This is a genomic window from Virgibacillus sp. Bac332 (genome assembly GCF_003667785.1).
GTDB classification, from domain to species: domain Bacteria; phylum Bacillota; class Bacilli; order Bacillales; family Amphibacillaceae; genus Virgibacillus; species Virgibacillus salarius.
Genome location: NZ_CP033046.1, coordinates 1235189 through 1260238, shown reverse-complemented (window position 1 = coordinate 1260238; position 25050 = coordinate 1235189). Strand labels below are relative to the sequence as shown.

The following is a 25050-nucleotide window of genomic DNA, read 5'->3' as shown; positions in this document are numbered from 1 at the left end:
ATTAACTGTCTCTATTTTAAGCTGTTTAAAGGTATTTTATCATGAAGGGACACTTTTTTCCTTCCTAAAGCGAATATTTTTCATTTCTGTCACTCATATTAAGTAAGAAGAGGAAGGAGGATTTCCTAATGATTCGATCCATTTATTTAGCCGTTATCATGATATCTGTCATCTTGATTAGTGGCTGTAACGGCGGAAATGCCTCTGAAAAGGAAGGACAGTATGACACAACCAAAAAAATGGTTGTTGATATATTACAGACTGAAGATGGTAAAAAAGCACTACGAGAAATTATGACAGATGATACCATGAAACAAGAGCTAGTCATGGAATCTGATGTAGTGAAAAAATCCATTAATGAGGCCCTTGTTTCTGAAAAAGGGAAAGAAATGTGGACAAAGCTTTTTCAGGATACGGATTTTGTAAAAGAATATACAAAATCGATGAAAGATGAACATATAAAGCTGATTAAAAGCTTAATGAATGATGCAGACTATCAGAAACAAATGCTCGAGCTGTTACAAAACCCAGAGATGACAGAACAGATGCTAGAAGTAGTAAAAAGTCAACAATTCCGCGCTCACTTAGAAGAAACCATTCAACAAACATTAGAAACTCCACTATTCCAAGAAAAAATGCAGGAAACATTGTTGAAGGCTGCTGAAAAACAAAGCAAAGGCCAGCAACAAAAAGGCGGAGGCGGAAGTGAAGAAGGCAACCAAGAAGAACAAGGAAGCGAAAGCGGTGGCGGATCTGGCGGGGGACAATAGCCACACATTGTAACACTTTCTTTATTTAGATTAAACAAGCGGCATTGCAGATATTAAAAAGCGGACGCCAAAGCGACCGCTTTTTCATTATTATTATAACCATGCCTTGAATTACTATTGATTTCTGGTTATACCGTACTATTCTTCCAGCATCGCAACAATTTTTGAAGCTATTTTGTGATATGCTTGTCCATTCGGATGATCCTGCTGGTAAATGGAAGGAGCAAATTCATCTTCTTCCTCATAAGGCTGCTGTAATGGCAATTGACCAAGTACTTTTGTTTTAAGCACTTCAGCAAGCTTTTTACCTCCACCTTGACCGAATACATATTCTTTTTCACCAGTAGCCTTACTTTCAAAATAGGCCATATTCTCAACGACACCAAGAATTTCATGATCTGTCTTCAACGCCATTTGTCCTGCACGGGCAGCAACAAAGGCCGCTGTTGGATGAGGTGTAGTAACAATTACTTCTTTACAGGTTGGAAGCAATTCATGAACATCCATAGCAATGTCACCAGTCCCCGGTGGTAAATCAAGTAGTAAATAATCTAAATCGCCCCATTCTACCTCTTTAAAGAAACTGTTCAACATTTTACCGAGCATTGGTCCGCGCCAAATAATTGGTGAGTTATCCTCAACAAAGAAGCCCATGGAAATTACTTTTACACCGAATCGTTCTACCGGAATAATCTTCTCACCACGTACAGCCGGGCGCTCCTCTACTCCCATCATATCTGGAACACTAAACCCATAAATATCAGCATCGATAATTCCTACCTTTTTCCCTAAGCGCATTAAAGAAATTGCTAAGTTAACGGTTACAGTAGACTTACCAACGCCACCTTTACCACTTGAAACAGCAATGAATTTCGTATTTTTATGACCACCCATTAAAGCAGCCTCTTGCTCTGCTTCAACTGCTGGCTGATACTTCTTAATGATATCGTCTGGTAACTGTTCGAAACGCAAGCCAACCGTTACAGCTCCATTTTTCTTTAGAATGCCTACAATTTCCTGTTGAAGCTGCATCTGCTCAGCTGTATTCGTTTTAGCAATACCAATTTTAACACTGATATGCTTCTTATCTTCCTTAATAGTCACTTCCTTTACGCCTTCTGTTTTCTCAAGCGTTATATGTAAAAACGGATCTTTAACAGGGTTAAGCAGTTGTATAACTTCATCTTTTGTTAACACAATAAATCACCATCCCTTTTAAACTGTCTGCCCTTATTGTTATTTCATTCAAGGCTAGTATAACATAAAACATAGAAATTCTAAGTAATATGCTGTGTAATAAAAGGGATAGTAATCGTTTTCTTAGCTAGTTATCCTCTTCTTCTTTCATATCTTCTGTGGCATACCTTAGAATACCTTCATAGATACTTGCTGCCATTTTTAGTTGATAGTTCCTATCCTTCAACAATTCCAGCTCTCGCTCATTAGATAGAAAACCTATTTCTACCAAAGCCCCGGGAACTTCGGCATGCTTTAACAAATATACGCTGTTAATAGGTAATGGTGTACGGTTCGTGTTTTCTAAATTGCGAATAATCTCAGACTGAATCATTTTGGCTAAATGCTTATTCTCATCCATGCCCGGAAAATAAAATGTTTGCGCTCCGCTCCAGCGAGAGGATGGCAATGCATTTAAGTGCATCGTAATAAAAAAGTCTGCTTCTTTATCCTTTATAAACGCTAGCCTCTTTCGAATATCCTCTGATTTTCTTCTCGCTAGTCCTTTGGTATCTTCCGCAGCTAGGTCTTTATCTTCTTCACGTGTTAGATAAACCAATGCTCCAGATTGTTGCAAGTACTTTTGCAGTTTTTTAGACACTTCTAAGGAAATATCCTTCTCTAGCGTATCATCCTTACCTACTGCCCCCCCATCTGGTCCGCCATGTCCTGGATCAATAACAATCGTTTTTCCAGATAGCGGTAACGACCATGATGAGCCTACCCACGAGGACTCATTTTTCTGAATCGGAAATTGAATAAGAAATAGTAATAATAGTGCACCTAATCCCCATATGACTATCTTCATAATATGTTTCATGACCCTCGTCCCCTTTTTTTATGCTTTTCTATTTTATGGGACATACCGGTAAAATATGCTATTACATCCTATGATCCACCGTTTACTTTTTATGGTTTCGTGGTATATTAAAGAAATACATAAGAAAATATCAAAACACCCAATTTGTAGCACTGAACTAAATCGGTGCAAGCTGTATGTATTTTCATGAAAGGGGTAGAAAAAATGGATTGGTTAGGTATTGGTGTTGTTATTATTGGAATAGCACTTTTCGTACTTGTAGTTATTTTAATTAAACCACTTAATAAACTTGCTGGGATATTAAATAATTTACAGAAAACAACTAGTGGTCTTCCTCAACAAATGGAAGAGCTTACTTCTCAAGCTACTGAAGCCCTACGATCAGGGAATGACACGCTTCATGAAGTAAATCAACAAGTTAAAGAATTAACTCCCATATTTCAGTTAGTGGGCGATGCAACAAGGGCAGCCAATTACGCATCCTCTTCGCTAGTAGATGCTGTCATGAAAGTGAAGAAGGACACAGATGGAAATGAATTTACTAAAAGGAATCATTTGGAGGGTATTTATGGGCTTGCCACTTTGGCCTACTACATTATTCAGCAAAGTAAAAGACGAAATACAATAGACATGGAGTCTTAAAAGGCATTACTTATGAGAACACATATTTGATATAGGGATAATGAGACCACTTTAGGGTCAATTATCCCTTTTTTAATTGTATCTATTCGATTAAGAATTTCTCTTAAATGCTATCATCACTTATTTTTTTGAATTATGAGGGGGAGTGAATATTATATATTATAAAATGCGGGATCATACGTGAATATATCTATTGTAAAACTAAGGATAGGTCATACAAAGCTATAGCCACTATCTGTACAAGAGGGAAACATATACGGCACTCCCTTTATGAAGCCAGCGGATTTTCATTTCAAGAAAAAAGAATCACAATGACAGAAACAGAAGAAAAACAAGTTTCTTTAAGATATGCAAGGCAACTACGATTAAAACCAAGAACAAAAGCGCAAGCGTCCGATTAGAAACGTAGCGACTGGTGCAAGTCAACGGAGTTAAAGGAATCACGGTGAGTTTGCGAGCCGATGATGACTGTAGGGCGATTCGTGAAGTCGTATCGTTTCTGGGCGCTGAAGCCGGAAGCGGCTCAACGCATCCCTATTTATCTACATGGGCTAATTTTTTAATTTCCTAAACTATTAAAAAAAGGGGTTGTCTTAAATCAACCCCTTGGCCTGACCTTCCTACAGGTATATGAACATATGTAGTAAGAATTTTTACTGGATGTTCCTACTCTACATATCAACGCTTCAGCTTTTGTTGGATATCCTTTTTCAAGCCATCAATCTTAATTGCACGAGCTTGACCATCTTGATATACTTTTCTCTCTATTTCCTTAGCTGTTTCCCAGATAGAACGCTTTTCCTCTATCCCCTGCTTTGTCATATTGCTTTTCACAAACCAACCTACAGCTATGCCAATTGCTGCTCCGGCTGTAATTACACTGACGCTTTTACTCGTTATGTTCGTCATTTAATGGTGCTCCTTCATGCTGATCTTTCTTATGCTGTCTACGTTTTTGCAACCAGTAGTATCCAAGAGCAAATGTTCCGTATAAACCACCAGCTTTATTTTTATTAGTTACTTCCTTCGTATCTTCCGTTTTTTGCTTTAACGATTCCGTTACATCAACCAAGGATGAGGAAAATTTCCGAGTTACATTTCCAACATCACCGACAATATAAAATAACGGACTTAACTGTTTCATTTTTTCATTTATATCTGATAAGGTATGGTTACTTTCTTCTATTAAATTAGTGGTTTCCTTAAAAATGGAATTCATTTGATCCGGAAGCTGATTCACCGTTTTCTCGACACCATGAAGCACCCCTGCTAAATTATTTAATACATGTGCAATAAAAATAGCAATTATTAAACATGCAATCCCAATTAATAATACTCCAATACCTGTTAACATGATTATCCCTCTCTCCCTGAATGATTGTTTGATACATCAGCTGCTTGCTCTTGCTTATTCTGGGTAGGTGTATGCCGCTTCCATTTATCAAATAAATAAAATGCTGTTTCAGCCCAACGAATACCTTCAATATATGGTTTTGTCTTTTGCTCCATTTCGGCATCTGTAAGCTTAGAATTATTTTTCATTAATACATGATTTATCGTATTGATCGAGTTACCCATGTTCTCTACAGTTGCAAACACACTATCAGTTGCCTTCATTTTTTCTTCTATGTCGTCCATCATTCCATTCGTTTCTTGTAACATATGTGTTAATTGTGGGGTTACTTGTTGCATTTCTTGCCCAACTTCCCCTAATGTATTTCCCATCGTTCTCAGTGTTTTAGACACACGATGTAATACTAAGGCAATATACCCGACCGTTAATGCAAATGCAATACTAATCATTAGAATAGCTATATATATAATTCCTTCCAATTCGAACATCCCCCTTCCTATACATGCATTATACCACTTGAATACGCGAATAAAACGTATTGTGCTTTGACGATTACATCATGGAAATAATGGGTATATGGTAATTAAACTACATATGGAGGAACGTATATGTCAAATATAAAAGCAATTGCCAAGCAATTTACAGCAAAATTCAAAAGTGATAATGTTCCCTTGTTAGCAGCTGCCTTAGCCTACTACTTCTTATTATCTATCGTACCATTATTTTTAGTTTGCTTTGCCTTAATTCCATATTTTAATATACATCCTGATGATGCCATTACTTTTATTGAAGGTGCTCTACCTAATGAACTTTCAGCTATCTTCGAAGAAAATATTGTTCGACTTATCGAAACACCACGTGGTGGTCTACTTACCATTGGAATAATAGGAGCTATATGGTCATCTTCAGCCGGGATGAATGCCTTCATTAAAGCAACTAACGAAGCTTATGAAATGAATGAAACAAGGAACTTCCTCGTTGTTCGCATCATTGCACTCGGCCTCACCTTAAGTATGATTATAGCATTGGTTGTTGCCATTATCGTACCCATTTTTGGAAATGTCATTCTCCAATTTTTAGATTCCTTATTCTTCTTTTCTGCTACCACTGCTTTGTTATTACAAGTGCTTCGATGGACTGTTAGTCTCATTATATTATCAGGATTCATTCTTATTCTATATCGTGTTGCTCCGAATAAACGACTCCCTTTTAAACATATTATTCCCGGAACCATAACAGCTAGCTTTCTTTGGCAGGTTATCTCGTTAGGCTTTTCCGTATATGTCAGTAATTTTGGGAATTATTCTGCTACATATGGTAGTCTTGGTGGCATCATCATTTTATTAATTTGGTTTTTCCTAACTGGAATGATTCTAATAAGTGGTGCCATTATTAATGTTATATGCCATCAGAAGCAACAACAGTCAGATGATGAGAAGATTCTCACATCATCAATGTAAAAAAGCAGCCAAAAAGGTTCGTACAGATGTAGCAACTGGATTACGCGAGAAACTCCAGCGAGAAGAACGGCTGCATTAAGCCTCGCACCGAGTCGTATTTACTCCCTAGGAGTTGAACCACCTTCCGGGGGCTGGTTTAGGATGAGAGTTGTCTTTTAGGACAACTCCTCTATCGCGATAAGAAGCCTATCAAAAAGGGCTCGTACCAAGCAGTATCGCGAGGAGAAATGATACGCTTCCAACTATGGTCCCACTTAATTGGCGTTATAAATGTTGCCTGCTGCCGAAATTGACTTTCTGGATCCGCTGCAACTGCATCTCCAACAGTCACGCCAGAAGTTATCTCTAACATAGAATTCATAAGAATTCCCGTATCTACTTTCTGCTTCAATAAATTTCCCTCTTTTGTCATTTTCCATACATTACCTTGAGCGATCATATCTTCATATAAGACTGTTGCCTGTTCCGATGATTTCGTAATAATTGTTACATCTGCATGATAGCCAGGTAATAATGCTTGTTCAATCGACGCTTCCTGATTCTCATTATCTTTGGTAGATGCTTCCGTACCATCTGTTGTCTTTTCTTCCGTCTGATCCATTGTATCAGACGAACCGACAGCTTCCGGGTTTTCTACTGTTTCTTCTTTCTCTTCCTTCGCACCTTCCATATTTGCCTCTTCCTCATCTAATTCAAACGTTGCAGCAAAAGGGTAGATACTATCATCTTTTACAGTCACATTCCCTTTTGGAGCATCACTTACATGATTAATAGTACCTTCCAGACTTATATCTTTCTCGGAAATGCTAATCTCAACGGGTAAGCCTGCTTGTACAAGCGTACGCTCTTGTTCCGTCAACTCCCCCTCAGCATGTAGAGATGCACTTTCAATCGTTATAATTGGATCTTGCAATGAGGAAGATACCGATGCAACTCTACCTTCATATGGACTTTCCACCGTAATCGTATCACCCGTCGTTTGAAGCTCTTGTAATTGATTGTTAATACTTGTTAACGCAGCATTTTTTTGTGCCAATTCTTTTTCCTTTTCTACAATATATTGCTCTTTAACCAAATTGGCTTGGATCGGATCTTGTGGAAACTCTACACGCATTTCCTCCGATGTTATTTCTAATGATGGGGATGCTTCTGTATTTGTTTGCGGAATCTGATAAGCTCTCATTTGTGTAATCGCCTGTTGAATAGCAGCAATTTCACCCTCTACCTGATCTGCTTCTTGAATGAGATTCGATTCCGCTTCATAATAATTGTCTACCGTATAAGAAAAAAGTGCATCTCCCGCACTAACTTGGCTCCCCTCTTTTACCAGGAATTCATTAAAGCTTCCTGTTTGAGGATCAAAGTACACGTGGTTCGCTTCCGTAGCAGCTAACACCCCAGAAGTATGCAACTTTTCTTCCATATCCATCTGATTAACCTGAGACCAGTCAGAGATATAAGCAATTCGATCTACTTTTTTTTCATCATCGATATAAACCAATACAAAATTAACACCAATAAATAATACAATAGCGACTTGCAGAAAACGTTTTTTAGCCTTTTGCATTATCCAAACCACCCATTCAAGATGTATCGATCAGTATATGCTATCAATGCAGCAAGAATCCAATAACACATATGTAACCCTATTACAATAAGCCAAAGCCACTTTTTCTTTATATCTGATAAATAACCTATGTATTTGACTTGAAAATAAATGATCCAGAGCTGAAATAATGAAATGGCTCCGAAAAAATAAATAAACAGCGTATTGTCGAAAAGGTATGATGCAATAATCCCTAGAGATAAAGGAGATACATACCAATCTAGCCCATTAAAAACTGCTAACGGAATCCATATTAGTCTTTCAATTAAAACTACCAATAAGACAACCTGTTGCATGATTAATAGTTTCCGATAAGGTACTCCTGTAATAACATAGAAAATCAATGAAGGTATAAACAACACTAACGCTGTAAATAAAACTGCAAAGGCTACCCTTCCTACCAGAAACCAAAATTTTTGTTGCTCATAGATTAATGGCTTTAGCTCCATAGCTCCTGACGAAAGAAGATTTGTTCCTATGCCTACGTAGGCCATCCAACCGTATAAGATGACAGTACATAAAAGAAGTAAGAAATTCATTTTCCACAGATTTTTTATTTTCTCTGCTTTCTTTACTCGAAATAAATGATCTTCTATGGAAAACAGAAATTTACCCATGTTGCTATAATAAGTCATCTGCTACATCCCTCTTCTATATTTCAATTATCAGAATTACAAATATTGCCTTAATTTTATCGTAGAATCGGATAAAAATCTATTGTTTTTGTAAAAATTGACAAGATCCTACAACATATGAAGTCAAAATGCTACGCTTATAATCAATGATAGAATGGCCAAAAGAGATAGCAAAATAAGCTTTGGCGAAAAAATGCGCTCGTCCTTACATAAGGAGCAAGCGCATATACCTTCATTAATTTACTATTTTTATACTTGATTGTACTCTATTCAATGCTTGTCGTATATCATGAATAATGTCTTCACTGTCTTCTAAACCTGCTGATAGGCGGATTAGACCATCTGTAATCCCGTACTTCAAACGTTCTTCAGGTGGAATTGACGCATGTGTCATCGAAGCAGGATGCTGAACCAATGTTTCCGGGTCGCCCAAGCTAAAAGATATCATAGCTAATTTAAGATGGTTTATAAACATTTTTCCTGCTGGGCACCCTCCTTTTACTTCAAATGATACAATTCCTCCCATCCCACGCATTTGTTGAATTGCTAATTGATGTTGAGGGTGCGAAGATAGACCTGGATAGTGAACTGTATCAATCATTTCATGCGTTTCTAAATACTCCGCTATTTTTTGAGCATTTTCACAGTGCTTATTCATACGTAACGCCATTGTTTTTATTCCTCGAATTATCAGGAATCCATCCCAAGCATTTAATTGTTGACCAAGATCACCTGCAATTCTCTTTCGCATGAATTGAATAGTGGATGCATTACTAATAATCAAACCAGCTAATACATCTCCGTGTCCGTTCATATACTTCGTTGCACTATGAATGACAACATCGGCACCTAATTGTAACGGATTCTGTAGATACGGGCTCATAAATGTATTATCAATAATTAAAGGAATATTATAACGCTTACATAAATTAGCAATTGCTTTTATATCAAGCACTGTGAGTCTCGGATTCGACGGAGTTTCAATATAAACAGCTTTCGTATTATCCCTTAAAGCACGCTTTATAGAAGATAGCTTCGTACAATCTACAAAACTAACATCAATTCCAAAGCGTGGGGCAAGAGAGTGTAAGAAACTAAACGTACCTCCATAAACATCCTTTGTTACTATTACATGATCACCATTTTTTAAAAAGGTTAATAATGCTGTGGAAATTGCCGCCATTCCACTAGCTAAGCCTAAACAGGCTTCCCCACCTTCTAAAGCCGCTACTTTCTTTTCCAAGGTCTGTACAGTTGGATTACCATACCGCCCATAATAGATTCCTTCCCGTTCTCCTGAAACTACATCTGAAGCTGTTTCTGCATCTGGAAAAGCATAAGCTACAGCAGGTGTAATACATTGTGTGATCATCCCTGTCTTAGCATCTGGCTTTAAGTTCTCATGAATTAGTTTCGTATCTCGCTTCCAATCCATATTCTCTCTCCTTTCACTATCTTACGTTTTGTATAATTGTATACAATTATTTTTAGATGGAAGCATAAGTTAATATAACTCCTCCATCTTTTTAATAGCAGTATCTAGACTTTTCATAACATGCTGCTGTGAAATAAGTTCCGCTTGATGCGCATCGCCTTTTATCATATGGTCTAATATTAAAGCATGATCATCTAGCTGATTTTCCGTTGAATCTGTTGTTTGTATTAGGCCTAACCTTCGATAACGATTTATATGATTATTTAGTGTAAGTAGAATTTTCTTTGCCGTTTTATTTCCACTTAGCTCATATAAGTAAGAATGGAACTCCATACCGTATTGAATATGATCATCTTCCAATCCCTGCTTTTTAGCCTTATTTATCAGTAGCGTTATATTCTTTAAATGGTAAATATCTTTTTCTGTAGCATGTTTTGTCGCATCTCTAGCGATTTTACCTTCTAATATACTGCGAATCTCAAAAATTTCCCTTGCCTCTGTGATAGAAAGTGGCGCAACCTTTAATCTGCCATTCTGTTTTCTTACCAATAATTCTTCAAATTCCAATTGTTGTAATGCGGCACGTAGAGGTGTTCTGCTAACTTCTAATTCCTTAGCAAGACTTTCCTCAATAACGTCCTGATTAGGCTCCATTTGCCCACAAATAATTTTGTTTTTTATCTCCTCATATACATAATCCTTCGTTCCAAGACGCATTTTACTTCACACCCTTCCTATCCACCACTTGTGATTTTGTATAATTGTATGCAATTATTTTGTGCTAACTCTACCCAAATGTCAATAAGAGGTTCATTCTTTATAGACTATAATAAAAGAAGCGACGTTGATAAGCCGCTTCTCCATCAATAGTTATTAAATGGTACTTGTATCTCGTACCATTACCAATCCAGAGACAATACCTGAATGATCCTCTTCTCCATTAAACCGGAAACCCAACCGCTCATATAAGGCCTGCGCCTTTGTATTATCTCGTGTGACACTTAGATAAATCATTTCTGTATCATATAGTTCTTCAATATGCTTGAGAAGGATTGGCAAAATCTTTGATGCATAACCAAGTCCCTGGTACTTCGCATCGATCATAAAACGATCTAGCCAAACGTCACCTTCTCGTTTTACTTGACCATACATAGCATAGCCAATTGCTATTTCTCCATCATATAATCCTACAGATTGCCATTCCGATTCAAACATCGATTGAACAATGGAGAGCGCATTACTCTCAATGTAGTCCTGCTGATTTTTCTTTACCGAAAGACAAGCAATCGTTTGCCAGTTTTCAGTCGATACCTCACGTATATGGAGGTCCATGTTCCCACTTCACTTTCTTCAATTTGTAAACATCATACACGTTTATCTCACATATAACCGGTAGTAACCCTCCCACTTATCAATATTGGGGGATCGACTGCCAGTACATGTCCGATTGGTTCAAAAGCCTTTAGCTCATACCCCTGTGATACTATACAGGAGATAAATTAATAAGTTAACCTAGAAGCTTGCCTACAAAACTAAGTTCTATTTAAGGGTGCTTTCATAACAAAATGGATCTGTTTTTTTATATTACTTTTAATAATAATTTTTTCAGAAGTGGTGCAAAGTGATCAGGAAGTTCGGAAACGCTTGGAACGAGAATACGATGCTTACCATAAATATTCTGCATTAGCTTATCTGCCAACTCATCTACTTCACCATCAGCGAGAAAAGTACCAATGACTTCCATTCCTTTTTTTCGCGCCTCCAGAACTGCAAGATTTGTATCGACAATGCCATTTTGATTATAATTAGCTGCTGCTGGTTCCCCATCAGAGAATACTAGTAAAAATTTATGTTTTTCACGGCGGGCCTCTAATTGCTCTGCTGCTACTCGAATACTAAATCCATCACGATTATCTTCTTGAGGCTCGAGCTGCATAATTTTTGGTCCATTATTTTGGTATAAGGAATCGGAAAAGGAGTGAATGATATGAAGATAATTAGGCTGGTAATGATCCGTTACCTCCATAGCATCTTCCCAGAATCCCATGATAGAATGTGGGATTTGAAAGGATTTAAGCACTTCATGAAATAGTACAATTCCTCGCTTTGTTTCTTCCATCTTTCCATGCATCGAGGCAGAACAATCTACTAGCAATGTAAAAGCGGCATCTAATTCCTTCGATTCTTGATTCTTCTTATAGAATATTCGTGGCTTCTCATCAAGCACCATCGGCAATAATTTTTTAGACAATCTGCCAATCATTAAATCCTTTCTTGCTGCATTCTTCTTATGTTCCAGTGTTTTTGTTATAATCGTCGATAGCTTGCGCTTATAGTTTTCAATATCTTTCACAAAATCAAGATATACATTAATATCCGCTTGGGAAGGAGGGCTTGATTGTTTGACACATTTTACCGCATTCTTATTTGCTTCCCCATATATTGCATCTCTGCCGCTTCCTGGCTTTATTTCTTGTTTATCCAAAGTGTCTAAATCTGAGTAATCCTTATTTTTAGTTTGTCCTGATGACCCTTGAATCGTTCCCATTGCTTGATCACCATCTTCTGTTTCTCTGGCACCATTGCCCATTATATTCGTTTTAGTACCAACTTCTAATTCAAATTGCAGAAAGGTCTGCTGTCGATCACTATTCTCATTTTCCCGATGCCAGGTGGAAAACTGTTCATCCATATATTCATTTTTCTCTTCGTCCAATTCTTCGCTATCCTCATTTGCAAGCTCATCCGTCCTTGTTAACTCATCAAATAATGTGTTTTTAGTATATTTATCAATATGATGAATGGGAAATACAAAATAATCATGAATTGTATCTACGTATCCTTCATGAAGACGGGAAACAATTTGCTCGACAATCCCTGAAACAGCTTGTGTACTTCTAGCTTCATATACAGAATAAATAAGTGGCTTGACCTTATTTAATTGCTCAAGCTGTGATTGTGAAGCTCTCGGAAAATTAGGGTCTGGGCTATTCGATTGTAAAGTTAAATAAATCAAGCAAAATAATTCATCTAATGCTAGGCCCCTTGTAACATGTGCAGCACGTTCATTTTCAAATTTATGTTTATAGTAATTTTTCCGAACAGTAAATACATGCTTTGTCCCCGGGCGTTCTTGCTTTATTTTCTCCTCTAATCGAATATCTTCAAATAATGCAAATAGTTGAGAAGCGAATTTTGGCAACGAAGATTCATTTACGGTGTGTAAAAATTCCTTCATAGCCTGTATATCAGAATAACGAAACGATCCAATTGTTCGTAAAAAAACATCCGATTTCAAGCCAGCCACTTTTACATTCGGACTGGTAGTATCCCAGGTTCTGCTTGCGGTTACCTTCCCATCTAATAAATCAATATAAGAACCAAAACTATACTCGAATAATAGCTCGGGATTACTGGATAAAACCGTAGTCAGATCCTGCAATTGCCGAAATAAATTAGTATCTACTTTAGAATCATGAAAACGATACATCGTATAATCTCCTAACTAGAATAAGGTTGCCGCCAGATTCAAGACAAACTCCCTCTCCCTATCTTCTTCCAGTTTATCAACAATGGCTCGTTGAATCGCTCGTTCCGCAGGAATAAGGACACTTAAGTCACATGCATCTAGTAAAGCACGAATAGACGCTGCATCTTCAGCTATTTTCCCTTGAACTACGGCTTGAATGAGGTCAGCTGACAACGTAACAAATAAGTCAATGGTATGCTCATCATTAAGTTGCGTATTCTCTTGAATCAGTTGCTTTAGTTGCTCACCTTCGATATAAGGTATTTCAATCACAACAAAACGGTTTTTTAATGCCTCATTGAGCGGAACGGTACCAACATACCCTTCATTAATGGCAGCAATTACATTAAACCCTTTATTGGCAGACACCAGTTCATTTGTAAATGGATTCGTTATCGTTCGACGATAATCCAAGACTCCGTTTATTAAAGGCAATGTTTCCGGTTTTGCCATGTTAATTTCATCAATATATAAAAATGTGCCATGCTGCATCGCATTAATGACAGGTCCTGAAACAAATTCGATAACCTGCTGATCATCTTTATTTGCAAGTGTTTTAAAGCCTAACAGGCTTTCAGCGTCTAAATCAACGGAGCAATTGACACTAAACATCGGTTGTTGAAATAGCATAGAAAGTGTTTCAGCAAATTTGGTTTTTCCAGCACCAGTTGGACCCTTTAACAGAATGTTTTTCCCCATGCTGAGCGCTGAGATGGCATCTATTAATAATTCTTGATTCGGCGGCATATAACCACCCTCACCAATTAATTCCTGAAATGCGTTGCTATTCCTGTTATAGCTATTCAATAGTTCTGTCATTTTGTCTGATAATTCATAGTTCGTACGCATACATAAACTCCTTTCAGAGCTATTGTATCTTTTTTTATGAGAAAAACAAAAGTTAGCTGTTTTATGACGCTATTAAAGGATAGAGATGAGAATTAACTAAATCACAAAAAAGCAGTATGTAACTCTTCACTATATATTACACCAATGAATTAACATACATCATATTGTGAAAAAATCACAAATGTATTCATGAATCTATGCTGGGGATAATACACAAATGAAAATGTCGGGAGGTAATGAATATGAGTGGAATTTTAAGTAGTAAAGTGGTGCTAATAGGTACAGGAGCGGTTGGGTCCAGTTACGCGTATTCATTGATAAATCAGGGATTGAGTGACGATATCATACTAGTGGATATAAATAAGAAAAAGGCTCAGGGAGATGTAATGGATTTGGATCATGGGATTGTATATGCACCTAGTCCCATGACGATCCGGTATGGGACTTTTAAAGATTGTAAAGATGCGGCGATTGTGGTTATTTGTGCTGGCTCAGCACAGAATCCCGGAGAGACAAGACTAGAGCTGGTGCAAAAAAATGTAAATATCTTCAAGTCAATAGTGGATGAGATTATGAAATCCGGTTTTGATGGTATTTTCATCGTAGCAACGAATCCGGTTGATATACTGGCTTATGCTACATGGAAATTCTCAGGCCTTTCAAAAGAGAGGGTCATAGGTTCAGGAACGGTCTTGGATACAGCAAGATTTCGAAGCCTGTTAGGAAGAGAATTTGGGATCGCTCCTATAAGTGTTCATGGGTATATTATCGGTGAACATGGTGATTCACAGCTTCCGGTTTGGAGCTCTGCTAATATTTCAGGCACACAAATCACTACCAAGATATCCCATGAAAGAAAAGAAGTGATCACCCAACAGGTTAAGGATGCTGCTTATCAAATTATTGAAATGAAAGGTGCGACCTATTACGGAATTGCAATGGCATTAGCGAGGATCACGAAGGCGATCCTGCGGAATGAGCAGGTGGTTTTACCAGTTGGTACGCTACTCGAAGGAGAGTATGGTGTCAATGATGTATATATCGGCGTTCCAGCGGTTGTTGACCGAAAAGGGGTTAGAAATGTGATTGAAATCTCGCTGGATGAAAGAGAACAAGAAAAATTTGCGATCTCTGTACAACTATTGCAAGACTTTCAACAGAAGATAGGGTAATAGGGCAAGCTCATCATCCAATCATTCTTACTAAAAGGGAGTCATTTGTATGTTAGTTGAAAGTGTTAATCCGTTCGGTCATTTAGGAATCACAGCGATGGTTGCAGCCATTCCCGTTTTGTTATTTCTCTTGAGCTTGACTATTTTTAAAATGAAGGGCATACATGCAGCTATATTGAATCTTGGTGTAACGTTCATAATCGCACTGTTTGTCTTTAAGCTTCCTATTGAGGAATCGGTGGGCAGTGTCGTACAAGGTACCATAATCGGAATATGGCCGATTGGCTATATCATTATAATGGCCGTATGGTTATATAAAATTGCCGTTATATCCGGAAAATTTGATGTTTTACGAGGAAGTATAGCTGGGATTTCACATGATCAACGTCTACAGCTTTTATTAATTGGGTTCTGCTTTAATGCCTTCCTGGAAGGTGCTGCAGGCTTCGGTGTACCAATTGCCATCTGTGCTGTGCTCTTGGTTTCCCTGGGATTTAAACCTTTGCAGGCAGCCATGCTGTGTCTAATTGCAAACGGTGCTTCCGGTGCTTTCGGTGCCATTGGAATTCCTGTTGGAATTATTGATACATTTGCACTGGAGAATGTGACATCCATGAAGGTTTCCGTGATGACAGCCCTTACCCTACCAATCATTAACTTTACGATTCCATTCTTACTTATTTGGCTCATGGATGGATGGAAGGGAATCAAGGAAATATTCCCTGCTATTTTAGTGACGGCAGCGACCTATACTGTGTCACAGGCAGTCATCACGATCACCATCGGTCCAGAACTTGCGGATATTATTCCTTCTCTCTTAACGATGGGGGTATTAGCACTGTTCTTGAAGAAGTGGCAGCCGAAGAACATCTTTTTGCTTGATGATTATAAAAATAAGAGAGAAACCTATTCCATTGGAGAAGTGGTAAAAGCATGGTCCCCCTTTTATCTGTTGACCTTTTTTATCATGATTTGGAGCCTCCCTGTATTTCAAGGACTATTTGCAGAGGGGGGTATACTAGAATTTTCAGTTGTGAAGGGACTTATACCAGGTTCAACCATACCAATAACTGTCGATTTGCTCGGGGCCACAGGGACAGCAATCTTATTATCTGCCTTGACGACGGTGATCACTACGAAAGCCATCCACTTCAAAAAAAGCTGCAAGCTTCTGGGAAAAACCGTGGTTGAATTTAGTATTCCTATCGTCATGATCTGTGCCATACTAGGAATTGCCAAACTCATGACCTATGCAGGAATGACAACGGCGCTTGGTGAAACAGTGGCTAAAACGGGACAAGTATTTCCGTTATTGTCACCAATTCTTGGATGGATCGGTGTATTTATGACAGGCTCTGTTGTAAACAACAACACCCTATTCGCACCAATCCAGGCAACAGCGGGAAATATCCTAGGTACTAACCCATCTCTACTGGTTGCTGCGAACACAGCCGGAGGAGTCATGGCTAAACTCGTTTCGCCACAATCCATTGCGATTGCAGCAGCAGCCGTAGGTGAAACAGGAAACGAGGCCACACTCATGAAAATGACTCTTAAATACAGCTTTGCATTGCTCGCATTCGTTTGTATTTGGACATTTTTATTGTCCTTAATCTTTTAAAGTGCAATGGAATAGCGACAGAACCTAGTAGATAAGAAAAACGGAGCAAAATTCGCTCAGTCCTTATCACTAAATGCTCAGATTTACGCTTCCTCTAGTAGCTATTATGGAATAATAGCTACTGCTTGACCACCACTCCGGCTGCCCACTTCCCTTTCCGTGGGGTTTGTCCTTCAGCTAACTTTTTTAGCAAAACCCGCTCAAAAAAGTGGATCTTCAGGTCAAACATTTCCCACAGGAGTTGAAGTGGCCGGCCTTCGCTATTACCAGGCTCTACAACGCTAGCATGAAGTAACACAGCTGCTTTTATACTCACGGATAGCGATTTTCACTTTACCCATTGTAAAAAAAGTCAACCTATTACTTATGACAAGAATTGTTGCACCTTCTCATAGCGGAGACTAATTACGTAGACTCCTGCGGGATTAGCGCGAGCCGAAAATCCACTTTGCAACGTGTTCTTCTTTGCAAAGTTAGTTGAGGCCGTGCCCGCGGAAAGCGAAGTAATTCGTCGGAGCATTGCCAATATACATCAAACATTTCAAAATAACTACTTGGCTTAACGCAGTCATTGCACTGATTTTATACTTTCTTAACTTATAAAAAAGGCATTCACCAATCAACTGGTGAGTGCCTTCTCTATCTCTGTACGCAAAATGGATACCTTCTAAACAAGGTAAAGTAACCACAGCAAAACAAAATCGACATGAACCAAATGATTCTGTCACTATATGTAGAAATCAAAAACTTTATTAAGATGAAAATACAGCTTTCACTATTCATAAAGCTTAGAGCGTATTCCAGATGAATGAAGTGTTGAAGTGTTTACTTGATGCTTACGAGAAACAGGTTGTTCTGCTTATCATCCACGATGAAAGTGGTTTTAATGTAGGCCCACCTTCGAATTTTTTAGCGATAATTTAAGCTTCACTTGTATGTCTGTGAGAGCTAGGAAAATGAGCTAAGGTTTGCATTTATGGCGGTGAACTTAAGAAAGTACACCGCCAATTCAATTAATAGACAAGGGAATAAGCTAATCACATTGGCTTAATATTTTTAGATTGTCTATTTAACAGAAGGAAAACCACAAACAGTCCTCTTTTATATGCTTCTCTACTCACTATCTGCAACCTTTACAAGCTGCTTGCCAATGTTTTCTCCAGAAAACAAGCCTAGAAAAGCATCTGGAATAGCATAAAATCCATCAACAATTGTTTCCTCAAATTTTAATTCACCATTAGCAATAGCTTTACCGAGTACCTCATATGCCTCTTTATAATCCGCTTGAAAATCACCAACAATAAACCCTTGTAGCTTCGCTCTTGATTTTATAAGGTACTGCTGTACACGTAAACCTATATCATACTCTCCTTCTTCCAAGTTATAAGAAGAAATTGCACCACATACCGGTACACGCGCAAATGTATTTAGTAATGGCCAAACAGCATCAGAAATCTCTCCTCCAACATTTTCATAATACACATCAATGCCATCGGGGCAAGCTTCTGCTAATTGCTTAGCCACATTTCCTTCTTTGTATTCAACCACATCGTCAAAGCCAAGTATTTCAGTAATATACCTCGCTTTTTCCTTAGAACCAACAATACCGACGACTTTAGCACCCGCTCTTTTAGCAAGTTGCCCGGCAATTTGCCCAACAGCCCCTGCTGCACCAGAAACTACTACGGTCTCACCTGCTTTTGGCTCACCAATATGCATCATACCAAAATAGGCTGTTAATCCAGGCATTCCCAGTGGCCCTAGAGCAACACTTGGACGCAGACCAAACGTTTGAACCTTCCGTACATGGTTATCACTAACTACATGGTATTCTTGAAATACCAAATGTCCAGTTACAATATCTCCTTTGTCAAACTGATCGCTTTTTGATTCAATTACTTGAGAAACGACGCCACCATTTAATGGCTTACCTACCTCAAATGGTTCAATATATGACGGACCATCTGACATTCTCCCCCTCATATACGGATCAACAGAAACAAATAATGTTTTTAATAAAAGCTCACCCGCTTCTGGGTTGCCTACTTCTACGTCTTCAAATTGGAAAGTGCGTTCATCTGGTAGCCCATTTGGTCTTTCATTTAAAATAAGCTGTTTCTGCTTCATATAAAAAACCTCCTACAGTATTATATTGCGTAATTTACTTAGTGCATCTGCCATCTATTAATGGATGGCATCTATAAAATATGTAGGTTCATTGTATCAATGGAAATCAACGATGAAAAGCTGAGTGCTTAAGCGGCTAGAGCTCAAAGACAAATATCTTGAAGAATACCTAACGGAAAACGAACAACATTTGGTATCTATGAACTGCTACTACACAAAACAAAGAGACCATTTCACAAATTCAAAAACTCATCCGTATTCATGCCATAAGATTACATTTTTCATACTCTTTATCATAACAAATAGTTACAAAGTATTAGTAAATTCGACACTAATTTTTATAACATTGTAAAATGATTGAAATATTAAACAAATATCTGTAAAACTGTGTTACGCTTGGTGAAATATTTGTAATAAAATTTATGATTGGAGGATTCAGGATGAAAAAAATGTTTTCCATAGTGGTTATTCTTTCTATGATATTCACACAATTTAGTCAATCAATTGCTATGGCTGCTGGTAGTGTTGGGGCTGGAGAGGATATAGCAGTATCTCTTGAAAAAGAGGGGACAACCGAAAACTCCATTTTCAAAGTAGTAATAAGTGAAGAAATAGATGAATTAAACGTTACGTATCCGAAGAACTCGAATTATAGTGATTATTTTGTCGGAAACGACCAAGCTACAATCACCAACAATAAAGAATCACATAGCTTAAACATAAATTCTTTAGAAAACACCAAAGAAATACGGTTTGCACTTAAAGATTTAACAGAGGGCGAAAACCTTATTAAAATTGAAGGATTTAAGGAAAAAAAATTAATAGCAACGAAGGATTTTACGTTCCAATTACCTTCAAACGATAAAGAACAGAAAAATGCAAGTCCAAGTGATGAAGAAAAGGTCGAGCCGATAGAAGAGGAGAAAACGCAGAATACTGAAAGCGGGAATACTGAAAAAGAAAAAGCAGAAAAAGAGAATACTGCTGAGGAACAGAATCTAGTTCAAAAGGAAGCAAAAACTGACTCCTCTGATAAGAGCAAATCAGAATCAAAGGTTAATAGTGAGCAACCAGCCATTTCCCCCTTTTCAGGCAATCTAAATGTAGATATCGATATTTCTCCACGAAATGCTAATGTACTTTCGGGAAATGATGCGGCATATAAACTTGTCTTTAAAACTACGGGATCAATAACTGAATACACAAATGCTACTATTTTTATTGACTTGCCAACTTTAGAAACAATTACATTTAACCAAGAACTATCAGAATTAGAAATTGCCGGTGTCCAACCAATCTATGATTCTGAAAACAATCGATTGGTCTACGAATTTGATACGCTAAAAACAGGCCAGACTTATGAAAAGATTATTAAATTACAAACTAGCAATGGTTTTACTCCCGATGGGACTGAACTGGAGATAAGTGCTTCTTTTGAAGCGGACGAACAAAAGAAAGTTGATGATAATGCCTTAGTTGTAGTAGATGCGTCCAATCCTATAAATATCACGAAGCGATTTACGGACGTTCAAGGTAATGAAAGAAACTTACCTACCCCGAACTCCCAAACTGTATGGGAAATAAATGTAGACATTCCTAAAAACAGTACTGGACAGCTTTATATTGACGAAAATTCTCAAATAACGGTTATAGATACATTACCTGATGGGTTATCTTATGACTCAACAATCAACGGCCCTGAACCTGAGCAAAATGGAAATCAACTGATTTGGACTTTCGATGCTCCTTCATTTGATGACCAGGAAACTGCTAAAAATTCATTATTTAATGCCAATATGGAGATGGTTCTCTCTGTAGGAAATAACACTGTAAATCAAACGCTTACTAATAATGTAGCTATTAATACTTTATTTATTGGTGATAACGAGAGTAACGTTAATACGAATGATAGTATAACCATTGTTGATTCTGATACCGCAAATGGCGATATTGAAGGAAATTGGTATGTTCCGGTACATGTTGGTCCATTAGACGGTGAAGGAAACATAGCTCCAAATAGCAACAGGGACCCTAATCCAATTGTTTATGATGATGCTCTTCTAGGCTTTTCTCACGGAATTGCTCCTTTACCAGAAAGTGCCCAAGGTGATTTTGAAGAATATACTACTAGTTATCATATAGATTCAAATCTAATTTTTAAAGAAATAGAAACACCTAGGGGATTTATTTATAGGCCGAATGCAGACTATCCAAATGGAGTGCCTTTAAAGAATGATCCTATTTTCAATATTGAAGCAGTTGTAAACGGTGAACGGGAATTACTAGTTGAAAATGCTGATTTAGATACTGTTTATAATAGAGCGGACTTAGGAATCAGTGAAAATGATGAAGTTAGCGATATTATTCTAGATTTTACTTATGCTCCAAGTGGTATGTTAAATGTAGGCAGACCTAATTACTTTTTTGAAGTCAAACCTGGCTATACAGGATCTGTAACCAACGAATGGGATGTTTATGGAGTAGATGGAGATGGTAATGCATTCAGTAACCAATATAATTCTGATCCTCTAGCAGGTCCGAGATCTGCACAGATTGCTCCAAAACCAACCGATCAGCCTCCGATAGCTACTGTTGGGGTTAAGCTAATAGATCAGCTAGGCTCATATGTGGCTCCTGGAGATAATCGAATGCGGGTAAATTTAAACACTGAAGACAGTTCAACTTTAGCTATGAATGAACCATTAGAAACTGTAGTACTATTGCCACCAGGAATAAACATTGCTAATAATCCTGAAGTGGAATTTACAGATGCTGACGGCAGGTCATCCATAGATACTACTTCTGCAGCAGGTGGTGACTATACCGTAATAAGCAACAACTATAATGATAGTGGTAGACAACTTGTAAAATTTAATTGGAATGACCGCCTGCTTCGACCAGGTAGTTCGTTATACGCAGAAATTAATGTTCAAATAGATGAAAGCGCACCAAATACACTCTCTTTTAGTGTTTACGGCTTTTCTGGAGATCAGGAACTAACCGTACCGTCAGTTGAAAGCCCTGGGTTAACGGATACGGTTTTACAAACGGATGTAGAGGACCTTAATGAGAATGGTAATTCAGATCAACCTCGTTTAAAGTCTGGCAATGAATATTATATTAGTGGACAGTATAATATCCAAACAGAGAAATTGGTTAAGGGGCAACTAGATGAAGATTTTACTCACTTTGGAAGCACTGTCCCAGGTGGTTCTATTGATTACCAATTAACATTAACCAATACTTCAGGAAAAGACATCTCAAGTATGACACTCATAGATGTTATGCCATCTATTAATGATTTAGGGATAACTGATAACATTGATCGCGGGAGCCAATTTACTCCAGAATTAACGGAAGCAATTCAACTTCCTGCTTCGTGGGTCGATAAAGTAGATGTTTATTATAGTTCTGCTATGACACCAGAGCGTGATGATTTAATCAGAAATACGAACTACCCAGAATCTACAGAGAAATTATCGAACCCAGATTCGGCTGAAGAGCCTAATTGGACTTTGGCAACGGAGGTTGACGATTGGTCCTCTATTCATTCCTTTAAGTTAGAACTGAAAGATGGGGTTGAATGGATTGAGGGTGAAAATATCACTATTAACTTTTCAATGGAAGCTCCTAACGCTTCGGAAGTAGATCAAGGTGTATTAGACAAAACCATTAACCCAACAGAACGGGCTGCTTGGAACTCATTCGCAATTGCTACTGATCAAGGTCAGCCGGTAGAACCAGCGCGTGTTGGTGTATACATGGATCTAGATAATTCTGTTCAATTAACAAAGCTTGGAGAAGGAGGAGAACATTTACAAGGGGCAGAATTCTCTTTATTCAATGAGGATGGACAAGAAATTGAAACAGGTTTAACCACAAATGAAGATGGAATTATTGTTGTTGAAGACTTATTGCCAGGAAGCTATAAATTTGTAGAAACTCTAGCTCCAGAAGGATATCAATTAGATGATACACCTATTCCGTTTGATATCGAATTAGCACAGCAAGCCCAAATTGAAGTAAGTAAAGAAAATGCATATGCTCTCGGTTCAGTCGAACTAACTAAAGAAGGAGAAGATGGCGAACTACTAGAAGGCGTAGAATTTGAACTACAGGATGCCGATGGGAGGACTTTACAAGAGAAGCTCCTTACTGATGAGAATGGCAAATTAGTGATTGACCATTTGAAACCAGGTAACTATCAGCTAGTAGAAACAGCAACCATTCCAGGATACGACATAGATGCTACACCAATTCCATTTGAAATTGAAATTGGTCAATCAGAAGCAAAGCAGGTAAGCTTTGAAAACCCATTAAGTACAGGGACTGTAGAGTTAACAAAAATTGGTGAAGAGGGCGATACTCTAGAAGGTGCTGTCTTCACGTTAGTGAATGAAAAGGACGAAGAGCTTAAAACAGGATTGACTACGAATGAAGAGGGTATCTTAACGGTTGAGAACCTAAAACCAGGAAATTATGCATTTATTGAAACAGAAGCTCCATTTGGCTATCAGTTAGATGACACCCCAATCGAATTTGAAATTGCATTCAATCAACTAGAAACGCTGGAACTAGAGGCGGAAAACAGTTATATTCCAAGTACATTAGAGTTAACCAAAGAAGGAGAAGATGGAAAACTGTTAGAAGGTGTCGTGTTTGAATTGCAGGATGCCGACGGAACAACACTACAAGAAAACCTTGTTACAGATGAAAAAGGTAAACTTATCATTGACAATTTAATTCCAGGCTCTTATCAGCTTGTAGAAACAGAAACACTCCCAGGGTATGAATTAGATACCACACCGATTCCATTTGATATTGGATTGGGACAAGGAATAGCAAAAGTCAATTTTGAGAATCCCCTACGTACTGGTTCAGTCGAACTTACGAAAGTCGGTGAAACGGGAGATACGCTCGAAGGAGCTGTATTCTCGTTGGTGGATGCAAAAGGCGAAGTGCTAAAAACGGAACTTACTACGGATAAAAACGGCGTCTTAGTTGTAGATGATCTGAAGCCAGGAAATTATGCGTTTATTGAAACAAAAGCTCCTTTTGGTTATCAGTTGGATAAAACTCCTATTGAATTTGAAATCGTCTTTGACCAACAAGAGCCTCTATACTTGGAATTTAGCAACAATTTATTAAAAACGGACATACAAATCACCAAAGTTGATGCGATCACAGACACAACTTTAGAAGGTGCAGTCTTTGACGTGTTAGACGGTGAGGGTGAACGAATTACAACGATAACAACAAATGAAAATGGCATCGTGATCGTAAAGGGATTAACACCAGGAGACTATCAATTAGTGGAAATCAAAGCTCCTACTGGTTATGTGCAATTAGATAAGCCAATTCATATCACCATTGAATTAGGAGATAAAAACAAAGAAGTGATTGTAGAAAACACCCCTATGGAAAAAGGAGATACACCACCGACGCCACCTAGCCAAGATTTCGGAGATAAGCTACCACAAACTGGGGAAGAATGGTTACGATATCTAGCTATAATCGGTATGATATTTCTTGGATCAGGTAGTTTCCTTTTGTATACGCATATCAGACGAATGAGAAGCGGAACTTTAATAGAATAGTAAATAAGTAAATTACAAAGAGGCTGAGATACACGAACATTCTAGAGTGGAACAATGTACGACTCTATCTCCTCCTTGAAAAAGAAGAGCGATTTTTTTCTACGTGCGATGTATTGCTGCCGAAGCCTTCCCTATCTAAAAGAAAAGGCATCGGTTAGGTACCTCAGCACGAAGAAGCTCACCAGTCGCCAACGGAA

The 25050-nt window shown here is 38.0% G+C and carries 20 protein-coding genes; 6 read left to right on the top strand and 14 right to left on the bottom strand.

The features are described 5' to 3' along the window. The first annotated feature begins 128 nt into the window (after positions 1 to 128). The gene (gene gerD, locus D9782_RS06030) at positions 129 to 770 is read left to right on the top strand and encodes a spore germination lipoprotein GerD (protein WP_026682800.1); all 642 of its coding nucleotides are present in this window, start codon (positions 129 to 131) and stop codon (positions 768 to 770) included. A gap of 138 nt (positions 771 to 908) precedes the next feature. Here gerD and D9782_RS06025 read toward each other — a convergent pair whose 3' ends face one another. Continuing rightward, positions 909 to 1967: an Mrp/NBP35 family ATP-binding protein gene (locus D9782_RS06025; RefSeq protein WP_121604320.1), complete on the bottom strand. Its 1059-nt coding sequence runs from the start codon at positions 1965 to 1967 to the stop codon at positions 909 to 911. A gap of 127 nt (positions 1968 to 2094) precedes the next feature. Then, positions 2095 to 2826 carry an N-acetylmuramoyl-L-alanine amidase CwlD gene (cwlD, locus tag D9782_RS06020; protein ID WP_026682798.1) on the bottom strand — a complete coding sequence of 244 codons (732 nt, stop codon included), beginning with the start codon at positions 2824 to 2826 and terminating at the stop codon, positions 2095 to 2097. 204 nt (positions 2827 to 3030) lie between these two features. Here cwlD and D9782_RS06015 point away from each other — a divergent pair, with 204 nt between their 5' ends. Beyond that, complete coding sequence (locus D9782_RS06015; protein ID WP_121604319.1) at positions 3031 to 3468, top strand: DUF948 domain-containing protein; 438 nt, start codon at positions 3031 to 3033, stop codon at positions 3466 to 3468. Positions 3469 to 4146: 678 nt separating this feature from the next. Here D9782_RS06015 and D9782_RS06010 read toward each other — a convergent pair. Genes D9782_RS06010 through D9782_RS06000 form a run of 3 tightly spaced genes read right to left on the bottom strand, consistent with a single transcriptional unit; the run spans position 4147 to position 5301 of the window. Continuing rightward, positions 4147 to 4377 (bottom strand): hypothetical protein, encoded by a 231-nt coding sequence (locus D9782_RS06010; RefSeq protein ID WP_026682796.1) that lies wholly within the window; start codon positions 4375 to 4377, stop codon positions 4147 to 4149. After that, complete coding sequence (locus D9782_RS06005) at positions 4358 to 4822, bottom strand: DUF948 domain-containing protein (RefSeq protein WP_246484927.1); 465 nt, start codon at positions 4820 to 4822, stop codon at positions 4358 to 4360. Before D9782_RS06005 ends, D9782_RS06010 begins: the two co-directional genes overlap by 20 nt. A 2-nt stretch (positions 4823 to 4824) precedes the next feature. Beyond that, positions 4825 to 5301 carry a DUF948 domain-containing protein gene (locus D9782_RS06000; RefSeq protein WP_162986337.1) on the bottom strand — a complete coding sequence of 159 codons (477 nt, stop codon included), beginning with the start codon at positions 5299 to 5301 and terminating at the stop codon, positions 4825 to 4827. A gap of 129 nt (positions 5302 to 5430) precedes the next feature. On the opposite strand from D9782_RS06000, the gene D9782_RS05995 reads away from it, so the two are divergent. Continuing rightward, positions 5431 to 6282, top strand: coding sequence for a YihY/virulence factor BrkB family protein (locus D9782_RS05995; protein WP_121604317.1), 852 nt, complete (start codon positions 5431 to 5433; stop codon positions 6280 to 6282). 169 nt (positions 6283 to 6451) lie between these two features. Here D9782_RS05995 and D9782_RS05990 read toward each other — a convergent pair whose 3' ends face one another. From D9782_RS05990 to D9782_RS05960, 7 genes are all read right to left on the bottom strand, one after another. Beyond that, positions 6452 to 7849, bottom strand: a complete 1398-nt coding sequence (locus D9782_RS05990) for an efflux RND transporter periplasmic adaptor subunit (RefSeq protein ID WP_051388450.1) — start codon at positions 7847 to 7849, stop codon at positions 6452 to 6454. Then, on the bottom strand, positions 7849 to 8505 hold the full coding sequence (locus tag D9782_RS05985) for a hypothetical protein (protein ID WP_226983597.1): 657 nt from the start codon (positions 8503 to 8505) through the stop codon (positions 7849 to 7851). Before D9782_RS05985 ends, D9782_RS05990 begins: the two co-directional genes overlap by 1 nt. A gap of 253 nt (positions 8506 to 8758) precedes the next feature. Further along, a complete protein-coding gene (locus D9782_RS05980) occupies positions 8759 to 9958 on the bottom strand; it encodes a trans-sulfuration enzyme family protein (RefSeq protein WP_121604316.1) in 1200 nt (399 codons plus the stop codon). Between the two features lie 69 nt (positions 9959 to 10027). Beyond that, entirely contained in the window at positions 10028 to 10675 is a 648-nt protein-coding gene (locus D9782_RS05975; protein ID WP_026682792.1) for a GntR family transcriptional regulator, read from the bottom strand. 156 nt (positions 10676 to 10831) lie between these two features. Then, positions 10832 to 11290, bottom strand: coding sequence for a GNAT family N-acetyltransferase (locus tag D9782_RS05970; RefSeq protein ID WP_026682791.1), 459 nt, complete (start codon positions 11288 to 11290; stop codon positions 10832 to 10834). A gap of 247 nt (positions 11291 to 11537) precedes the next feature. Beyond that, the gene (locus D9782_RS05965) at positions 11538 to 13448 is read right to left on the bottom strand and encodes a vWA domain-containing protein (protein WP_121604315.1); all 1911 of its coding nucleotides are present in this window, start codon (positions 13446 to 13448) and stop codon (positions 11538 to 11540) included. 15 nt (positions 13449 to 13463) lie between these two features. After that, a complete protein-coding gene (locus D9782_RS05960) occupies positions 13464 to 14336 on the bottom strand; it encodes an ATP-binding protein (protein WP_026682790.1) in 873 nt (290 codons plus the stop codon). A 242-nt stretch (positions 14337 to 14578) separates the two neighbouring features. On the opposite strand from D9782_RS05960, the gene D9782_RS05955 reads away from it, so the two are divergent. Together D9782_RS05955 and D9782_RS05950 are read left to right on the top strand one after the other, a co-directional pair. Beyond that, positions 14579 to 15508, top strand: a complete 930-nt coding sequence (locus tag D9782_RS05955; RefSeq protein WP_371413989.1) for an L-lactate dehydrogenase — start codon at positions 14579 to 14581, stop codon at positions 15506 to 15508. Positions 15509 to 15557: 49 nt separating this feature from the next. After that, on the top strand, positions 15558 to 17129 hold the full coding sequence (locus D9782_RS05950) for an L-lactate permease (protein WP_026682788.1): 1572 nt from the start codon (positions 15558 to 15560) through the stop codon (positions 17127 to 17129). Positions 17130 to 17247: 118 nt separating this feature from the next. Here the strand turns inward: D9782_RS05950 and D9782_RS05945 are convergent, their stop codons facing one another. Beyond that, complete coding sequence (locus D9782_RS05945) at positions 17248 to 17445, bottom strand: hypothetical protein (RefSeq protein ID WP_121604313.1); 198 nt, start codon at positions 17443 to 17445, stop codon at positions 17248 to 17250. Between the two features lie 797 nt (positions 17446 to 18242). Then, positions 18243 to 19256 (bottom strand): NADP-dependent oxidoreductase, encoded by a 1014-nt coding sequence (locus tag D9782_RS05940; RefSeq protein ID WP_121604312.1) that lies wholly within the window; start codon positions 19254 to 19256, stop codon positions 18243 to 18245. Between the two features lie 440 nt (positions 19257 to 19696). Here D9782_RS05940 and D9782_RS05935 point away from each other — a divergent pair, with 440 nt between their 5' ends. Next, positions 19697 to 24853, top strand: coding sequence for a SpaA isopeptide-forming pilin-related protein (locus D9782_RS05935; protein ID WP_162986336.1), 5157 nt, complete (start codon positions 19697 to 19699; stop codon positions 24851 to 24853). Positions 24854 to 25050: the final 197 nt, after the last annotated feature.

What these genes read in the sequence shown, in the direction of transcription:
- D9782_RS05980 (WP_121604316.1), bottom strand. Translation starts at nt 9,958, where the DNA reads ATGGATTGGAAGCGAGATACGAAACTAATTCATGAGAACTTAAAGCCA.
- D9782_RS05960 (WP_026682790.1), bottom strand. Translation starts at nt 14,336, where the DNA reads ATGCGTACGAACTATGAATTATCAGACAAAATGACAGAACTATTGAAT.
- D9782_RS05935 (WP_162986336.1), top strand. Translation starts at nt 19,697, where the DNA reads ATGAAAAAAATGTTTTCCATAGTGGTTATTCTTTCTATGATATTCACA.
- D9782_RS05990 (WP_051388450.1), bottom strand. Translation starts at nt 7,849, where the DNA reads ATGCAAAAGGCTAAAAAACGTTTTCTGCAAGTCGCTATTGTATTATTT.
- D9782_RS05965 (WP_121604315.1), bottom strand. Translation starts at nt 13,448, where the DNA reads ATGTATCGTTTTCATGATTCTAAAGTAGATACTAATTTATTTCGGCAA.
- D9782_RS05940 (WP_121604312.1), bottom strand. Translation starts at nt 19,256, where the DNA reads ATGAAGCAGAAACAGCTTATTTTAAATGAAAGACCAAATGGGCTACCA.
- D9782_RS06015 (WP_121604319.1), top strand. Translation starts at nt 3,031, where the DNA reads ATGGATTGGTTAGGTATTGGTGTTGTTATTATTGGAATAGCACTTTTC.
- cwlD (WP_026682798.1), bottom strand. Translation starts at nt 2,826, where the DNA reads ATGAAACATATTATGAAGATAGTCATATGGGGATTAGGTGCACTATTA.
- D9782_RS06005 (WP_246484927.1), bottom strand. Translation starts at nt 4,822, where the DNA reads ATGTTAACAGGTATTGGAGTATTATTAATTGGGATTGCATGTTTAATA.
- D9782_RS05950 (WP_026682788.1), top strand. Translation starts at nt 15,558, where the DNA reads ATGTTAGTTGAAAGTGTTAATCCGTTCGGTCATTTAGGAATCACAGCG.
- D9782_RS05970 (WP_026682791.1), bottom strand. Translation starts at nt 11,290, where the DNA reads ATGGACCTCCATATACGTGAGGTATCGACTGAAAACTGGCAAACGATT.
- D9782_RS06010 (WP_026682796.1), bottom strand. Translation starts at nt 4,377, where the DNA reads ATGACGAACATAACGAGTAAAAGCGTCAGTGTAATTACAGCCGGAGCA.
- D9782_RS05955 (WP_371413989.1), top strand. Translation starts at nt 14,579, where the DNA reads ATGAGTGGAATTTTAAGTAGTAAAGTGGTGCTAATAGGTACAGGAGCG.
- D9782_RS05995 (WP_121604317.1), top strand. Translation starts at nt 5,431, where the DNA reads ATGTCAAATATAAAAGCAATTGCCAAGCAATTTACAGCAAAATTCAAA.
- D9782_RS05975 (WP_026682792.1), bottom strand. Translation starts at nt 10,675, where the DNA reads ATGCGTCTTGGAACGAAGGATTATGTATATGAGGAGATAAAAAACAAA.
- D9782_RS05985 (WP_226983597.1), bottom strand. Translation starts at nt 8,505, where the DNA reads ATGGGTAAATTTCTGTTTTCCATAGAAGATCATTTATTTCGAGTAAAG.
- gerD (WP_026682800.1), top strand. Translation starts at nt 129, where the DNA reads ATGATTCGATCCATTTATTTAGCCGTTATCATGATATCTGTCATCTTG.